General features: G+C 67.4%; 15 protein-coding genes. 4 read left to right on the top strand and 11 right to left on the bottom strand.

Features of this window, described 5'->3' with window-relative positions:
- Nucleotides 1-47: 47 nt before the first annotated feature.
- The 3 genes from GSI01S_RS11000 to GSI01S_RS10990 all read right to left on the bottom strand — a co-directional run bounded on the left by GSI01S_RS11000 (nt 48) and on the right by GSI01S_RS10990 (nt 2,317).
- On the bottom strand, nt 48-938 hold the full coding sequence (locus GSI01S_RS11000; RefSeq protein WP_006896630.1) for a PE-PPE domain-containing protein: 891 nt from the start codon (nt 936-938) through the stop codon (nt 48-50).
- A gap of 80 nt (nt 939-1,018) precedes the next feature.
- Complete coding sequence (locus GSI01S_RS10995; RefSeq protein ID WP_006896629.1) at nt 1,019-1,837, bottom strand: Fpg/Nei family DNA glycosylase; 819 nt, start codon at nt 1,835-1,837, stop codon at nt 1,019-1,021.
- Nucleotides 1,838-1,843: 6 nt separating this feature from the next.
- Nucleotides 1,844-2,317 (bottom strand): ribose-5-phosphate isomerase, encoded by a 474-nt coding sequence (locus GSI01S_RS10990; protein WP_006896628.1) that lies wholly within the window; start codon nt 2,315-2,317, stop codon nt 1,844-1,846.
- A gap of 53 nt (nt 2,318-2,370) precedes the next feature.
- Here GSI01S_RS10990 and GSI01S_RS10985 point away from each other — a divergent pair, with 53 nt between their 5' ends.
- Nucleotides 2,371-3,393 (top strand): M48 family metallopeptidase, encoded by a 1,023-nt coding sequence (locus GSI01S_RS10985; RefSeq protein WP_006896627.1) that lies wholly within the window; start codon nt 2,371-2,373, stop codon nt 3,391-3,393.
- A gap of 14 nt (nt 3,394-3,407) precedes the next feature.
- Here GSI01S_RS10985 and GSI01S_RS10980 read toward each other — a convergent pair whose 3' ends face one another.
- Nucleotides 3,408-4,028, bottom strand: a complete 621-nt coding sequence (locus tag GSI01S_RS10980; RefSeq protein WP_006896626.1) for a mycothiol-dependent nitroreductase Rv2466c family protein — start codon at nt 4,026-4,028, stop codon at nt 3,408-3,410.
- 70 nt (nt 4,029-4,098) lie between these two features.
- Here GSI01S_RS10980 and pepN point away from each other — a divergent pair, with 70 nt between their 5' ends.
- Complete coding sequence (pepN, locus tag GSI01S_RS10975; RefSeq protein WP_006896625.1) at nt 4,099-6,681, top strand: aminopeptidase N; 2,583 nt, start codon at nt 4,099-4,101, stop codon at nt 6,679-6,681.
- A 75-nt stretch (nt 6,682-6,756) separates the two neighbouring features.
- Here the strand turns inward: pepN and GSI01S_RS10970 are convergent, their stop codons facing one another.
- Both GSI01S_RS10970 and ctaJ read right to left on the bottom strand, forming a co-directional pair.
- Complete coding sequence (locus tag GSI01S_RS10970) at nt 6,757-7,239, bottom strand: DUF5130 domain-containing protein (RefSeq protein WP_372452526.1); 483 nt, start codon at nt 7,237-7,239, stop codon at nt 6,757-6,759.
- Nucleotides 7,226-7,474, bottom strand: coding sequence for an aa3-type cytochrome oxidase subunit CtaJ (gene ctaJ / locus GSI01S_RS10965; protein ID WP_006896623.1), 249 nt, complete (start codon nt 7,472-7,474; stop codon nt 7,226-7,228). The genes GSI01S_RS10970 and ctaJ overlap by 14 nt, the downstream gene beginning before the upstream one ends.
- Nucleotides 7,475-7,619: 145 nt before the next feature.
- Between ctaJ and GSI01S_RS10960 the strand changes: the two genes are divergently transcribed.
- Entirely contained in the window at nt 7,620-8,012 is a 393-nt protein-coding gene (locus tag GSI01S_RS10960; RefSeq protein ID WP_006896622.1) for a globin, read from the top strand.
- A 69-nt stretch (nt 8,013-8,081) separates the two neighbouring features.
- Nucleotides 8,082-9,701, top strand: coding sequence for a glycoside hydrolase family 13 protein (locus GSI01S_RS10955; RefSeq protein WP_039867539.1), 1,620 nt, complete (start codon nt 8,082-8,084; stop codon nt 9,699-9,701).
- Between the two features lie 21 nt (nt 9,702-9,722).
- Here the strand turns inward: GSI01S_RS10955 and GSI01S_RS10950 are convergent, their stop codons facing one another.
- The 5 genes from GSI01S_RS10950 to GSI01S_RS10930 are packed head-to-tail and all read right to left on the bottom strand — an operon-like array spanning nt 9,723 to nt 14,741.
- Nucleotides 9,723-11,237 carry a class I adenylate-forming enzyme family protein gene (locus tag GSI01S_RS10950; RefSeq protein ID WP_006896620.1) on the bottom strand — a complete coding sequence of 505 codons (1,515 nt, stop codon included), beginning with the start codon at nt 11,235-11,237 and terminating at the stop codon, nt 9,723-9,725.
- A gap of 8 nt (nt 11,238-11,245) precedes the next feature.
- Nucleotides 11,246-11,758 (bottom strand): nuclear transport factor 2 family protein, encoded by a 513-nt coding sequence (locus GSI01S_RS10945; protein ID WP_006896619.1) that lies wholly within the window; start codon nt 11,756-11,758, stop codon nt 11,246-11,248.
- 32 nt (nt 11,759-11,790) lie between these two features.
- On the bottom strand, nt 11,791-12,105 hold the full coding sequence (locus tag GSI01S_RS10940) for a nuclear transport factor 2-like protein (protein WP_006896618.1): 315 nt from the start codon (nt 12,103-12,105) through the stop codon (nt 11,791-11,793).
- Nucleotides 12,106-12,135: 30 nt separating this feature from the next.
- Nucleotides 12,136-13,881 (bottom strand): FAD-dependent monooxygenase, encoded by a 1,746-nt coding sequence (locus GSI01S_RS10935; RefSeq protein ID WP_006896617.1) that lies wholly within the window; start codon nt 13,879-13,881, stop codon nt 12,136-12,138.
- Nucleotides 13,882-13,898: 17 nt separating this feature from the next.
- Nucleotides 13,899-14,741, bottom strand: a complete 843-nt coding sequence (locus GSI01S_RS10930) for a fumarylacetoacetate hydrolase family protein (RefSeq protein WP_006896616.1) — start codon at nt 14,739-14,741, stop codon at nt 13,899-13,901.
- Nucleotides 14,742-14,820 lie beyond the last annotated feature (79 nt).

Below are 14,820 nucleotides of genomic sequence, written 5' to 3'. Positions count from 1 at the left end.
CCGGGCCTCCCCGATCAGATCGGGGAGGCCCGGCTTTCGTGTGCGCGTCACCCGGCGCGGCTGAGCTCTCCCATGGTCGCCTGCAACTGCAGCCAGTGGGCCAGCGTCTCGCATCCGGTGGTGTCGGGCGCCGTCATCGGGGCGCGACGGTACGGTTCGCTCGCGTACGAGACGTGACGTCCCCCCAGCGGATTGCGCACCCGCCAGCGGCCGAGTTCGACGGTCGGCGGCAGGTATCCGCGGATCTCGCGGGCCGCGGTGCGCAGCCGCACCACATCCCGGCGCCACTGAGCCGGCGAGAAGCGGGTGGCATCCGCGTTCTGCATGCGCCGGCTCATCACCCGAGCCGTCGCGTCGACCACCCACTGTCGCAGCGCGGTCAGCGACAACGAGTCGGTGAGGTCGGCGATGTCCCGGATCAACGAATCGTCACTGGCATTGCAGATCATGTCCGACGGCGCTCCCACCCAGTACGCGGGGAGATCGTCGGGCAGATCCGCGCCGGGGCCGGCGACACCCCAGCCGTTGCAGCCGTCGATCACGCCGGGCGGCTGATTCGGATCCGCGACGAAACCGACCGCCGCGATCGCGCCCGCGAAGCGCAGACTCGCCGGGTGGGCGAGCAGCGTCCTGATCACCGCGGCTCCCTGCGAGTAGCCGATCAGCATCACGGGCCGCTCCGCCGCAGCGATGGCCCGCGCCAGGTTGGTCACGCCGGCCGACACGCTCTCGACGTAGCTGACGCCGTCGTGCGCGGGTGCCGGACCATAGCTGGCCGGGTAGCCCACCCACCGGGATTCGAAGCGGGCGTCGAGGCGATCGGTGACCGCCCGCAGGAGTCCGGTGACCTCGGTCCGCGTGTCGCCGTCGAACGACTCCCCCGTGCCACCCACGACCAGAACCGTGAATTTCAGTGTCGCACCCATGTCTTCGAGCATGCGCCATGAGTCTTTGAGTCGCATCCGGTGGAGGATGAGGAAACGCTGAGGACTTCGACCGGCTCACCCGAGGTGGGTACTCACCGCTGACAGTTCGGGCACCAGAAGAGGTTCCGGCCCTCCATCTGCTCGGATGCGACGGTGGTACCGCACAACCGGCACGGCTCCCCCGCCCTGCGGTACACGTAGGTCCGCGGGCGGTCGGGCGCATACGCGGGGGCGCCGTGATCGTCGGAAGGCCGTACCACGTGGATGTGGCCGCGCCGCACCCCGATCGGCATCAGATGAAGGAGATCGGCCCACATCTCGTCGAACTCGTCGCGGGTCACCGCGACACCTGGGCGATGCGGGTCGACACCGGCGCGGAACAGGACCTCGGCGCGGTAGATGTTGCCGATGCCCGCGATCACCCGCTGGTCCATGAGCAGCGAACCGATGGCCCGGCGCGACCGGGATACGGCGCGCCACGCGATCTCCGGATCGGCGTCCGGGCGCAGCGGGTCCGGTCCCAGCCGGGCGACGAGGGCGTCGAGATCGTCAGGCGTGTACAGCTCACACGCATTGGGCCCGCGCAAGTCGATTCCGAGGACGTCGCCGATCAGCCGCATCCGGACCTGTCCCGTCGGCTCCGGCATCGGCAGCGCTTCTTCGCGGAAGGTGCCGTAGATGCCGAGGTGGATATGGACGATCCGGCGGGTGGCTGCGGTGCCGCGGCGACCGTCGTCGTAGCGGTGGATCAGATGTTTGCCCCACGCCTCGGCGCGGCGGAAGACCATACCGTCCAGAAGGGCCGCTTCGTGAGCGAAGCGGCCCTGGGGACTGGAGACGGATAGTCGCTGCCCGCCGAGGAGACGTTGCTGCCGCCGGGCCAGCCGGTGCAGCGCATGCCCTTCGGGCACCGCCTGCTACTCGCCGGGAAGCGCGGGTGCCTCGCCGGTGCGCTCGTACTCGGCGAGGATGTCGATACGACGCTGGTGACGCGGTTCCTCCGACCACGCGGTGGAGATGAACGCATCGACGATCGCCAGCGCCTCCTCCTTGGAGTGCATGCGTCCGCCGATGCCGATGAGCTGCGCGTTGTTGTGCTGGCGCGCCAACTGCGCGGTCTCGACGCTCCACGCGAGCGCACAGCGCGCGCCGGGAACCTTGTTCGCGGCGATCTGCTCACCGTTCCCGCTGCCGCCCAAGACGATTCCGAGGCTGCCGGGATCGGCGACCGTGCGCTGCGCGGCCGCGATGCAGAACGCCGGGTAGTCGTCGAGGGCGTCGTACTCGTGCGCACCGCAGTCGACGACATCGTGGCCGCCCGCGGTGAGATGTTCGGAGATCTGGTTCTTGAGTTCGAAGCCCGCGTGGTCGGCACCGAGATAAATCCGCATGGCGTCAGTCTAGGGCCTGCGCGACGGCGGACCGGCACGGGGAGGCCAGTAGATTGGTGGTCGTGGATACCCACGGGCCCATTCCCTCAGTCCCCGGCGTCGACGATCCGCTGATCGTCGAACCGCCCGTCGATCTGCCCGGCCCCGGTGCCGTGTGGCGACCGCCCGCCGCCTACGCGGGCGCGCCGCGGCGTCACCCGTGGGAGATCCCGGTGCTGGTGGTGGGCGTGCTCATGGCGGTAGCGGCGTACGCGGTGGTGGTCGTGCTGGTCGCCGTGGGCGCGGTCTCCGAATGGCTGCTGCTCGCGCTCGCGCTTCCGCTGCTCGTGTTCCTCGGACGCGGTCTGAATTACGCGAATATGCGGGTCAACGCGGTGCAGCTGAGCCCGACGCAGTTCCCCGACGGCTATCGCATGCTGGTGGAGGCAGCCGCCCGCTACGGAATGGAGTACGTGCCCGACGGATACGTCGTCAACGGCAACGGCGCCATCAACGCCTTCGCCTCGGGGCACGGGTTCCGCCGCTACGTGGTGGTGTACTCGGACCTGTTCGAAGTCGGCGGCCGGGCACGCAGTCCCGAGGCCCTCGAGTTCGTGATCGGCCACGAGGTGGGACACATCGCCGCCGGTCACGTCTCCTACTGGCGACAGCTCTTCAGCAGTCTCATCATGGGGCTCCCCCTACTGGGATCGCTTCTCTCACGTTCGCAGGAGTACACGGCGGACAACTACGGCTACTACACCCGTCCCGACGGCGCGCACGCGGCGATCGGCCTCCTGGCGGGCGGCAAGTACCTGCTCAGTGCCGTCGACTTCGATCAGTTCGCCGACCGCGCGGTCCACGAGAAGGGCTTCTTCGTCACGCTCGCGAACGCGGTGGCGTCGCATCCGGTCCTCACCTGGCGTGCGGCGGCACTGCGCGACCGGACACGCGCCGGTGCGATTCTGCTGCGGCCCAGGCAGTTCGTGCGCGGTTCGGGCAGCGGCAACGTGGTGCCCGTGCCGCCGCCGGCGCCACCGGCCTCGACCGCTCCCGGCAGCCTGCCCAACCAGCTCGAACAGACCCGCACCTACTGAGGCGCGCGAACCGATCAGCCGAACTCGGGATCCTCGGTGCGGGTGCGCTTGAGCTCGAAGAAGTGCGGGTACGAGGCCAACGCCACCGTGCCGTCCCAGACGCGGCCGGCGTCCTCGCCGCGCGGAATCCGCGACAGCACCGGGCCGAAGAAGGCGACGCCGTTGACATGAATGGTGGGAGTCCCGACGTCGTCGCCGACCTTGTCCATGCCCGCGTGGTGACTGACCCGGATCGCGCCGTCGAACTCGGTGGAATCGGCGGCACCGGCGAGGTCGGCCTCCAGACCCGCGGCCTGCAGCGCAGCCGGGATCACGATGTCGTAATCCTTGACGCCCTCATTGTGGAACCGGGTGCCCATCTCGGTGTACAGGCGCGGCAGCACCTGCTCCCCGTGGCGCGCGGCGGCCGCGGCGAGCACCCGAACCGGCGTCCATGCCGTATCGAGCATTGCGCGGTAGCTCTCGGGCACGTCCCGGTTCTCGTTGAGAACCGCCAGGCTCATGATGTGGAAGTTCACGTCGATCGGGCGGACCTTCTCGGCTTCGAGGATCCAGCGGGAGGTGATCCAGCACCACGGGCAGAGCGGATCGAACCAGAAGTCGACGCGGTCGGTGGAGGAAGCGTTCTCAGCCATGCACCCATTCAACCACCGTCGAGGCGGCGGCCGGCGGCGTCGGAGGCCACCCGCCACTACTGTTGACACCGTGAGCGCACCAAATCTGACACGTGACCAGGCGCGGCAGCGCGCCGCCATCCTCTCGGTCCAGAACTACCGGATCGAACTCGACCTCACCGACGGCGCCGGCGCCCCCGGCACCGAGCGATTCGGCTCCACCACGACCGTGACCTTCAGCGCGACTGCAGGCGCCACCACCTTCATCGACCTCGTGGCGCCCAAGCTGGTGTCCGCGACGCTCAACGGCGAAGAACTGGACGTGAGTGCCTTCGACGAGTCCACCGGCCTCGAGCTCCCCGGGCTGGCCGCGGAGAACACTCTCGAGGTGGTCGCCGAATGCGCGTACTCGAACACCGGCGAGGGGCTGCACCGTTTCGTCGACCCGGCCGACGGCAACGTCTACCTCTACTCGCAGTTCGAGACCGCCGACGCCAAGCGGATGTTCGCATGCTTCGACCAGCCCGACCTCAAGGCCTCCTACTCGGTGACGGTCACCGCACCGGGGAACTGGCAGGTGATCTCCAACGGCGCCCCCACCGGTGAGCCCGGCACCGCGGCCGACGGCGCGCTGGTACACCGGTTCGCGACTACGGAACGGTTCAGCACCTACCTCGTCGCCCTCATCGCCGGACCGTACGCGGTCTGGAACGACGAGTACTCCGACGAGCACGGGACGATCCCCCTGGGCCTCTACTGCCGAGCATCACTCGCCGAGCACATGGACGCCGAGCGCCTCTTCGCCGAGACCAAGCAGGGATTCGGCTTCTACCACCGGGTCTTCGGGGTTCCGTACGCCTTCGGCAAGTACGACCAACTGTTCGTCCCCGAGTTCAACGCCGGCGCCATGGAGAACGCCGGCGCCGTCACCTTCCTCGAGGACTACGTGTTCCGGTCGCGGGTGACCCGTTACCTGTACGAGCGTCGCGCCGAGACGGTGCTCCACGAGATGGCCCACATGTGGTTCGGCGACCTGGTCACGATGCAGTGGTGGGACGACCTCTGGCTCAACGAGTCGTTCGCGACCTTCGCCTCGGTCCTCTCCCAGGTCGAGGCCACCGAGTACACCAACGCGTGGACCACCTTCGCCAACGTCGAGAAATCGTGGGCATACCGGCAGGACCAACTGCCGTCCACCCATCCGATCGCCGCCGACATCCCCGACATCGCCGCGGTGGAGGTCAACTTCGACGGCATCACCTACGCCAAGGGCGCGTCGGTGCTCAAGCAGCTCGTCGCCTACGTGGGGCTGGAACCCTTCCTCACCGGCCTGCGGGAGTACTTCGCCGAGCACCGCTTCGCGAACGCCACTTTCGCCGACCTGCTCGGCTCGCTCGAACGGGCGTCGGGCCGTGACCTGTCGGGCTGGGGTGCGCAGTGGCTCAAGACCACGGGCATCAACGTCATGCGCCCCGAATTCGAGACCGACGCGAACGGTCGCTTCACCTCCTTCGCGGTGCTGCAGGAGGGCGCGGCGCCGGGTGCCGGAGAGACGCGCGTGCACCGCATGCGGATCGGCGTGTACGCCGACGAGGGAGGCAAGCTCGTCCGCAGCCACGTCGTCGAGCTCGACGTGGAGGGTCCGCGCACCGACGTTCCCGACCTGATCGGCGTCGAGCGGGGCCGACTGGTACTGCTCAACGACGACGACCTCACCTATGCGTCGGTACGGCTCGACGCCGACTCGCTGGCCACCGCGACGGCTCGGATCGCCGACATCGCCGACCCGATGCCCCGGACGCTCATCTGGTCGGCCGCGTGGGAGATGACCAGGCAGGCCGAGATGAGCGCACGCGACTTCCTGACGCTCGTCGGCGAAGGCATCGGAGCCGAATCCGAAGTCGGCGTGGTCCAGCGGGTCCTACTGCAGGCGGTCACCGCACTGGAGTCGTACGCCGACCCCGCCTGGGCCGCGCAGACCGGATGGCCCACGTTCGCCGGGCGCCTGCTGACTCTGGCACAGAACGCCGAGAGCGGCTCCGACCATCAGCTCGCCTTCGTCAACGCGCTGCTGGGCGGCGTCACCCGCGACGACCAGCAGCCGCTGCTGCGCGCGCTCCTCGACGGCGACGAGCCGGCCGATCACGGACTGCCGGGCCTCGTCGTCGACGACGAACTCCGCTGGAAGCTGGTGAAAGCCCTCGCGACCCACGGCATCGTGGGCGACGACGTGATCGACGCGGAGGCCCGCAGGGACAACACCGCGGCCGGTGCACGGCACGCCGAGGCGGCGCGCGCGGCGCGACCCGACGCCGAGGCCAAGGCGACCGCGTGGACGCGTGCCTTCGACGACGACGGCATCGCCAACGTCACCGTGCGGTCGATCGTCGAGGGTCTGGTGCGTCCCGGCCAGTCGGAATTGCTGTCCGACTACACGCAGCGCTACTTCGACGAGGTCGCGGCGCTGTGGGACCGGCGCACGAGCGAGGTGGCGCAGACGGTCGTGATCGGTCTCTACCCGTCCTGGGACATCACCGACGCGGCGCTGCAGAAGGCCGACGCCTTCCTGGCCGGTGACCATCCGCCCGCCCTGGCGCGTCTGATCGCCGAAGGCCGGGACTCCACCGCCCGCGCACTGCGCGCCCGGGACCGCGACCGCCGCTCGTCCGAGTAGCGCGCCCGCGGGCATCAGCCCAGCGAAACGAGACAGGCCCCGCCGTTCGGCGGGGCCTGTGTCGGTGAGTCGGATTCAGGGACGGTCGACAGCCGTGGCCATCACGCGCAGCGCGGAGACCAGTCCGTCGATCAGGTCGCCCCGCTTGAACGACGACAGCGCGGCCGAGACGCCGAGCTCCGCGACGCGGTCGTTGACCCGGCCCGCGACCAGCGCACCGGACACGACGGCGACGTCCTTCGAGTTCGGCGACACCGCAATGAGCGCGCCGTGGGCGGGCTCGGGCGCCTGAGCGAGGATCTCGCGGGCGCCGGCGACCGGGTCGGATCCCAACTCGCCGATGTAGACCGAGAAGCGCACGAGGGCGACCTCGCTGGCCTGGCTGAGAGCGTCGTCGAGCATGATCAACTCGTCGCGGGTGAAGGGCGGGGTGCCGAAGCCGTCGCCCGGGAACAGCGCGGCCGAGATGCGGCCGCTGCTGGTGACGACGGTGCCGAGCGGAAGACCGTTCGACGGCGCGACCGCCGTGCTCTGCTGAGTCACATCACCACTTGCCACTTGCCGAACCTCCCTCGACATCACCCGGCTCGAAGTGCCGGCTCAGGGCCATCGGCTCGATGTCGGTCGCGCTGAACAGAGTGGGACCGTTCTCCCACGGCTGATCGAGCGTGTACTCGGTGACCTTCGGCCGCTTCATTCCAAAAGAGAACACCATCGAGACCACACACAGCGCCACTGCGATCACACACAGCACCACGACGGTCATTCCGACGGGGACAAGAAGTTGATCCACACCCCACCCTTTCGACTAGCGCTCGGAGCTAAGCGCGGAGACCTGCCGTGTGCAGATCGTCTGGTTCAATTTATCGCACCGCGTGCGGCGCTGTCGCCGGAGGGCCTACACAGTGTCGTAGATGCCACGGGGGCGATAGTGGACAATGGTGAGCGTGAGCACGTTCTACGAGGAAGCCGGCGGTCACGAGACGTTCCGCCGGATCACCGCACGCTTCTATGAGGAGGTCGCGGCCGATGAGATCCTCCGGCCGATGTACCCGGAGGAGGACCTCGGCCCGGCCGAGCGACGTCTGCGAATGTTCTTGGAGCAGTACTGGGGCGGGCCGCACACCTACAGCGAGGAGCGCGGCCACCCGCGATTGCGAATGCGTCACGTCCCCTACAAGATCGGCCCCATCGAACGAGACGCGTGGTTACGGTGCATGAACATCGCCATCGAGTCGATCGAATCGGACGTTCTGGACGATGAGCATCGCCGGGCTCTGACCGACTACGTCACCATGGCGGCCGACACGCTCGTCAACAGCCCGTTCTGACCCACCGCGCGGGTATGAACGATTCAGTGAAGGCAGGAGAGGGAACAGAAGACGGTGAGTGAGCAGAGCATGGCGAACGTCCCCGCGACCGACGACGCCCAGTGGTGGCGGTCGGCCGTCGTCTACCAGGTGTATCCCCGATCGTTCTCGGATCTCAGCGGCGACGGCGTCGGCGACCTCGCCGGGCTGATCGACAAGCTGGGATATCTCGAACTGCTCGGCGTGGACGCGATCTGGCTCTCGCCGATCATGCGCTCACCGATGGCCGACCACGGATACGACGTCTCCGACCCCCGCGCGATCGATCCCCTCTTCGGCGACCTGGACACCTTCGACGAGCTCATTCGCCAGGCCCACGACCGCGACATCCGGGTGACGATGGATCTCGTCCCCAACCACACCAGCGACCAGCATCCGTGGTTCTCCGGCGCGCTGGGAGCGGCCCCGGGCAGCCCCGAGCGCGAGCGCTACATCTTCGCCGACGGACGCGGCGATGACGGCGAGCTGCCGCCGAACAACTGGACCAGCGTCTTCGGAGGTCCGGCGTGGACGCGGATCGTGGAGCCCGACGGCCGCCCCGGCCAGTGGTATCTGCACCTGTTCGCTCCCGAGCAGCCCGATCTGAACTGGAACAACCCGGAGGTCCTCGCCGACCTGCAGACGACCATGCGCTTCTGGCTCGACCGCGGCATCGACGGCTTCCGCATCGACGTCGCGCACGGCATGGCCAAGCCCGACGGCCTGCCCGACCTGGAGCACCCGGCCGAGGTGCTGCTGCACTCCGACGACGATCCGCGGTTCAACAACGAGGCCGTCCACGACATCCACCGCGCGATCCGGTCGGTGATGGACGAATACCCCGGAACCTTCAACGTCGGCGAGGTGTGGGTCCGCTCCAACGAAGCCTTCTCACGGTACGTCCGGCCGGACGAACTGCATCTGGGCTTCAACTTCCGGCTGGCCACCGCCGGATTCGACGCCGATGAGATCAAGGAGGCGATCACCGAGTCGCTGGCCGCCACCGCCTCGGTCGGCGCGGTGCCGACGTGGACCCTCTCGAACCACGATGTGCCGCGCGAGGTGACGCGCTACCAGCCCACCGGTGAGGCGGCCGACGGGCGCACGCCCGACGACCTCCTCGCCATCGGCACCATCCGAGCGCGGGCGATGATCATGGTGGAGCTGGCGCTGCCGGGCACCGTCTTCATCTACAACGGTGCCGAACTCGGTCTGCCCAACGTCGATCTGCCCGACGACGCACTCGTCGACCCGGTCTGGGAGAACTCCGGTCACACCGACCGCGGCCGCGACGGCTGTCGGGTTCCGCTGCCGTGGGAGGGCACCGAGCCGCCCTTCGGATTCAGCAGCCGGTCGGACACCTGGCTGCCGATCCCCGCCGACTGGGCGGCACTGACCGTGGAGTCTCAGCTCGAGGACATCTACTCGATGCTGTCTCTGTACCGGCAGGCGATCGAACTGCGCTACGCACGTCCGGAGTTCTCCGGTGACACCGTGCAGTGGTACGGCGCCCCCGAGGGCTGCCTCGCCTTCCGCCGGCCCGGCGGCCTCATCTGTGCGCTCAACGCCTCCGATCGCCCGGTACCGCTTCCGCCCGGACAGATCCTCCTGGTCAGTACCCCGCTGGAGGGCGGTCTGCTGCTCCCCGGCGCCGCCGCCTGGCTGGTGTAAGGTCCGGGCCGGGGATCACGGTCAGCCGTTCGCTCCGGTTCGGAGGTTCCGCAGGGCCCGTTTGACGACCTTTCCGTTGGCATTCTTGGGAAGCTCGTCGAGAAATGTGACGGACTTGGGCTTCTTGAAGGACGCCAAGTGCGCACGGGTGTGAGCGATGAGCTGCGGTTCGGTGACGTCGGCGCCCGGGCCGGTCACGACGAACGCGCATACGTTCTCGCCCCATTCGGGGTCGGGGACGCCGACCACTGCGGCCTCGTAGACAGCCGGATGAGCGAGCAGGACCTCTTCCACTTCGCGGGGATAGATGTTGGAGCCACCGCTGATGATGACGTCTTTGGACCGGTCGGTGAGGTAGAGGAACCCGTTCTCATCGAAGTGCCCGACATCTCCGGTGCGCAGCCACCCGTCGCTGATGGCGGCCGCGGTCGCGTTCGGATCTGACCAGTACCCCGCCATGACGACATCGCCGCGGACTTGGATCTCTCCGGTTGTACCTGCAGGCGAGTCGGCACCGTCGTCGTTCACCACCCGCACCTCGACGCCGGTGAACGGCTGGCCGCAGGATCTGCGCCGAGGATCGGCGCTGTCGTGGGGAACCTCGTCCGGTTTCATCACGGCTATCGTCATGGGGCACTCGCCCTGTCCGTACATCTGGGTGATGATGGGACCGAACGTATCGAGCGCGTCCTGCAGATCTTCTTGATACAGCGCGGCTCCGCCGATGACCAGGCTGCGCAGGTGCGGAACCGCCGGTGCCGAACCCCCTCGGACCTCGTCGGTGAGACGACGCAGCATGGTGGGCGCGAGGAACGCTCCGTGGGTGACCCGGTCGGACTGGGCGAGGGCGAGATAGTCGGCTGGATCGAAGCTGCCGGCCGACGAGATCACGTTGACTGCTCCGTGGCCCACCGCGGGGAGCAGGTAGAGCCCGCTGCCGTGGGTGAGCGGAGCAGCGTGCAAATAGACGGCGTCGTCACCGACCGGATCGATGTCGGCGTAGTAATTGAGCGTCATGCTCAGCAGATTCCGGTGCGTGAGAGTGGCACCTTTGGGACGCCCGGTGGTCCCCGAAGTGTAGAAGATCCACGCTGGGTCCTCGGGGCGGACGTCGGCGACAGGGACCGGTTGCCCGACGGGGAGCGCCTCGTATGCTGCCGAGTCGGTCCGCAGCACAGTGGCTTCGGACGTGCCGCAGCTCACTGCGGCGGCCGTCTCAGGCGCGATGACCACGAGTTTCGCCGCGCAGTGGTCGAGAACGTACGACACTTCTCGGGGGTGCAGGTGACGGTTGACAGGTACCACCACCAGCCCGGCCCAGAGCGTCGCCCACAGCAATTCGAAGAGTTCGGGTCCATTCGGCAGGACGAGGACCACCCGATCGCCGCTACGGAGCCCGGACGCCCTGAGGCCGCCGGCCATCCGTGCGATCCGATCGCTGGCGACCGCGTAGCTCGCCGATCGGTCGCCGTAGCGCCAAGCGTCCCGTGTCGGCACCCGAAGCGAGCTCGCTGCCAGCAGAGTTGCAGTGTTCATCGTGCCCGTCAGCCTTCGGCGTCGTCCGGTTCGGGAAAGTACTCCACCGACGACCCCGGCGGGACTGCGTCGTTGACCAGCGGACCGGCGGCGTCACGCCACATCTCGTATGCGATCTCCTTGGTGATCTCACCGTCTCGGAGTTCGAAACAGTGCACCAGCCGCAGGCTGATCCGAGTGCCGATGGGGAACGGCAGATTGGGCATCTCGTCACCGATCACGGTCACGTCGGCAATCGCGTCATCGAACACGAACTGCTCCGTGCCGAAGCGTCGCAACGTGGTGAGCGAATGGAATTGCAGCGTGCGAAAGATCTTCATGTAGGCGCTGCGCACCTCGGCGGCATCGGTGTAAACGAGGCCGCGGTTCGGGGCTTCCCAGGAGATATCGGACGCGTAGAGGGCGATCGCCTTGTCGACGTCGTCGGGGTTCTCATTGTGGAAGTGCTCTTGGACCACCGCGAGGTTACGGGCGATGATCTCGTCGCGGGACAGTTCTGCGTCCGGGCGCATGGTCGTCATGAGTGAGGGTCCTTACAGTAGATCGGGAGCGGTTATCTGGTGAGCCACGGGTAGCGGGCGGAGTCGGCGTCGGCGTGGCTGGTGCCTTCGACGACGACCCTGTCGCCGTCGACGATGTAGTTGAAGTAGGCGGAGTGGTGTTCGATCGACGAGATGATTCCGCCGAGTTCGCCGAGGAACTCCTCGATCTTCTCGACGCCTCGAACCATGCCGTACTTGGGGAAGCAGAACAGAGCGTCGCCGGCGAAGAGTTCGATGACGTCGCCACCGGTATCGACGCGTTTGAGGAACTCCAGAGCGACTGACTTACGCTGTTCGTCGGTCATGGTGCCGGTCGTGATGGTCATTGGAAGCCTCCTTCATCAGATGGAGCGGAGTCAGACTCGGGACAGGACGGCGTCGATCGCTTCACGCAGCGCGCTGAGCGGGTCGTCTGCCATGCCGTGGCTCCGCCAGGCGATGTGACGGTCGGGCCGGACCAGCAGGCAGCCGCCGTCGGAGATCTCGCGGGCTCGCGCCCAGTCGCCGTATACGTCGTCGAAGGCGAGACGGTAACCGATGGGGGCACTCGCGATCTCGACGCCCACCTCCGCACCGATCTTCTCGGCAGCCGCGACCCACGCCTCGCCGCCGATTCCGGTGATCACTGTGAATCTGCCGTGACCGACGGCATCGAGTGTCGAGATCTGTTCGCCGTTCCGCTCGATCCAGACATGCGGCAGATATGCGCCTGGATGAGTGGTCGGTTGATAGTAGAGCTCGGGATCGCGAGTGTGAGCCGGGAACGGGGTCCCGTCGCCGACCACCGCCGTCGAGGTGTACCGATGGCCGAGTTCGACACCGTGCGCGTGGAAATGGTAGGCGTTTTCGTCGATGCAGTCTTCAAGCGCCTTGCGCCGCTTGCGTCCGTCATCGGTGTCGGCGAAGAATTCGTCGATCGCCGCCCACCCTTCCTCGTCGGTCTGGCCCGGCCGGATGCCGAGGATCGACGGGACCCGCCCGACGATGTCTGCACTCTTCAAGGCGCGGTCCACCACCTGCCTGCCTACCGGATGGCGCTCCTGGTGGTAGCTCTCGAGCAGAGATGGTCCGGCCTGCTCCTTGACGACCGCGGCGAGCTTCCAAGCGAGGTTGTACGCGTCTTGGATGGAGGTGTTGGACCCCAACCCGTTCGCCGGTGGGTGGCGGTGTGCGGCGTCGCCGGCCAGAAACACCCGCCCCCGCTGGTACTCGGAGGCGAGTACGTGATTGACCTGCCAGGTCGAGACGTTCTTGATCGTGACCGGAATGCTGTCGTCACCGATGGCCTTGTAGATGCGAGGCAGCATGGCTTCCTCGCTGGTGTCGATCTCTTCGGTGTCCGGGTCGTACATGAACACCAGCACCCACTCGTTCCACGGCCGCACGGTGATGAAGACTCCGGAGCCGAGCCAGAAGTCCTTGCCGGGCTGTGCGGTCCAGAACAGCACGCCCGGCCGGTGAGCGCGGTACTTGGACAGATCGGCTTCGAGCCAGATGTTGACCGCGTAGCCGAGCCCTGTTTCTCCCTCGAGTGAGAAGCCCAACTGCTCGGCGACCGTCGAGCGACCGCCGTCGGCGCCGATCGCGTACTTCGCCCGCACCTGATAGGTCTCACCGGTGTGGCTGTATCGAACGGTCGCGGTGACCCCGTCGGCGTCCTGCGAGATCTCGGTCAGTTCCGTGGAGAACCGGATGTCGGCCCCGCGGTCGAGCGCACCCTGCAAGATCAAGGGCTCGAACAGGTGCTGGGGCATGTTGCACATGGCCGACGGGCTTCCCGCCTCGTAATCCGCTTTACGGTCGACCTTCGTCCCCCAGGTCTTCACCCGGGCGATCTCCTTGCCCGCCATGCTGGTGGCCCACACGTTGTCGGCCATCAACTCGTTGGGGACGGAGACGCTGCGCACCTGATCCTCGATCCCGAGGTCGCGCATGACCTCCATGGTGCGCTGGTTCGTGATGTGTGCCCTCGGCGTGTTGGCGGTACGCGGGTACTTGGTGACCGTGACGGCATCGACGCCGTGCATCGCCAGGAACGCCGCAGCTGTCAGTCCGGAGGGCCCGGCACCCACGACGAGCACATCGGTCTCGACGACTCTCATGGCTTATCTCCTTCTCGTCAGTCGCGGGGTGCGACGAGGCGATGGCTCATCTGACCCAGCCCCTCGATGCTGGTAGTCAGCACCTCGCCGGCGGCGAGGTAGCGTTGCGGATCCGCGGCGAGGCCGACTCCGGCCGGGGTCCCGGTGAAGATCAGGTCGCCCGGGTAGAGCGTGACGACCTCGGAGAGCTGTGCGATCAGTTCGGGTACGGAGAAGATCAGGTCGGAGGTCGAGCTCTTCTGGACCTCTTCTCCGTCGATCGCGCAAGCGATCTCCAGATCGTCCGGATTCTCCAGTTCGTCCGGAGTGACCACCCAGGGCCCGATCGGGCCGAAGCCGGGATGCGATTTGGCGAGACTGAACTGCGGTGCGGGTCCGGCGAGCTGACGGGATCGCTCCGAGATGTCCTGGCCGTTGGTCAGTCCCGCGACGTGGTCCCACGCGTTCTCCACATGCACTCCGCGTGCTTCCCGACCGATCACCACCACCAACTCCGCTTCCCAGTCGACGTTCCCGTCGACGAGGGCGATGTCCCCGAAGGGTCCGGTCAGGGATGAGGCGAATTTGGTGAACACCGACGCCCTGGCCGGGATTTCGAATCCTGACTCGGCGGCATGTTCCCGATAGTTGAGCGCAATGGCGAAGATCTGTCGCGGCCTCGACACCGGCGGTCCGAGCAACGTCTCGTCGAAACTCTGCGGCGTCAATGCAGCTGCCCGCGCCCACTCACGGAACTCATCCCAGCGTGCGAGCACAGACTCCGGATCCGGCCCGAAACGCCCTTCGCTGTCGCGGGCGATGTCGGCCGCCCCGTCTTCGGTCACCAGTACCGCTCGTCCTGCAAGATTCGCCAGCTTCATCGTCATCCTCCTCTTCCAGAGTGACGGGCGCCACTCTGCGGTGTGCGTTTCAGCATGCGCCACAATTTCCATCAGTCAA

Origin of the sequence: Gordonia sihwensis NBRC 108236, from assembly GCF_000333035.1 — a bacterium.
GTDB classification, from domain to species: Bacteria; Actinomycetota; Actinomycetes; order Mycobacteriales; family Mycobacteriaceae; genus Gordonia; species Gordonia sihwensis.
This window is presented reverse-complemented; position numbering and strand designations above follow the sequence as displayed.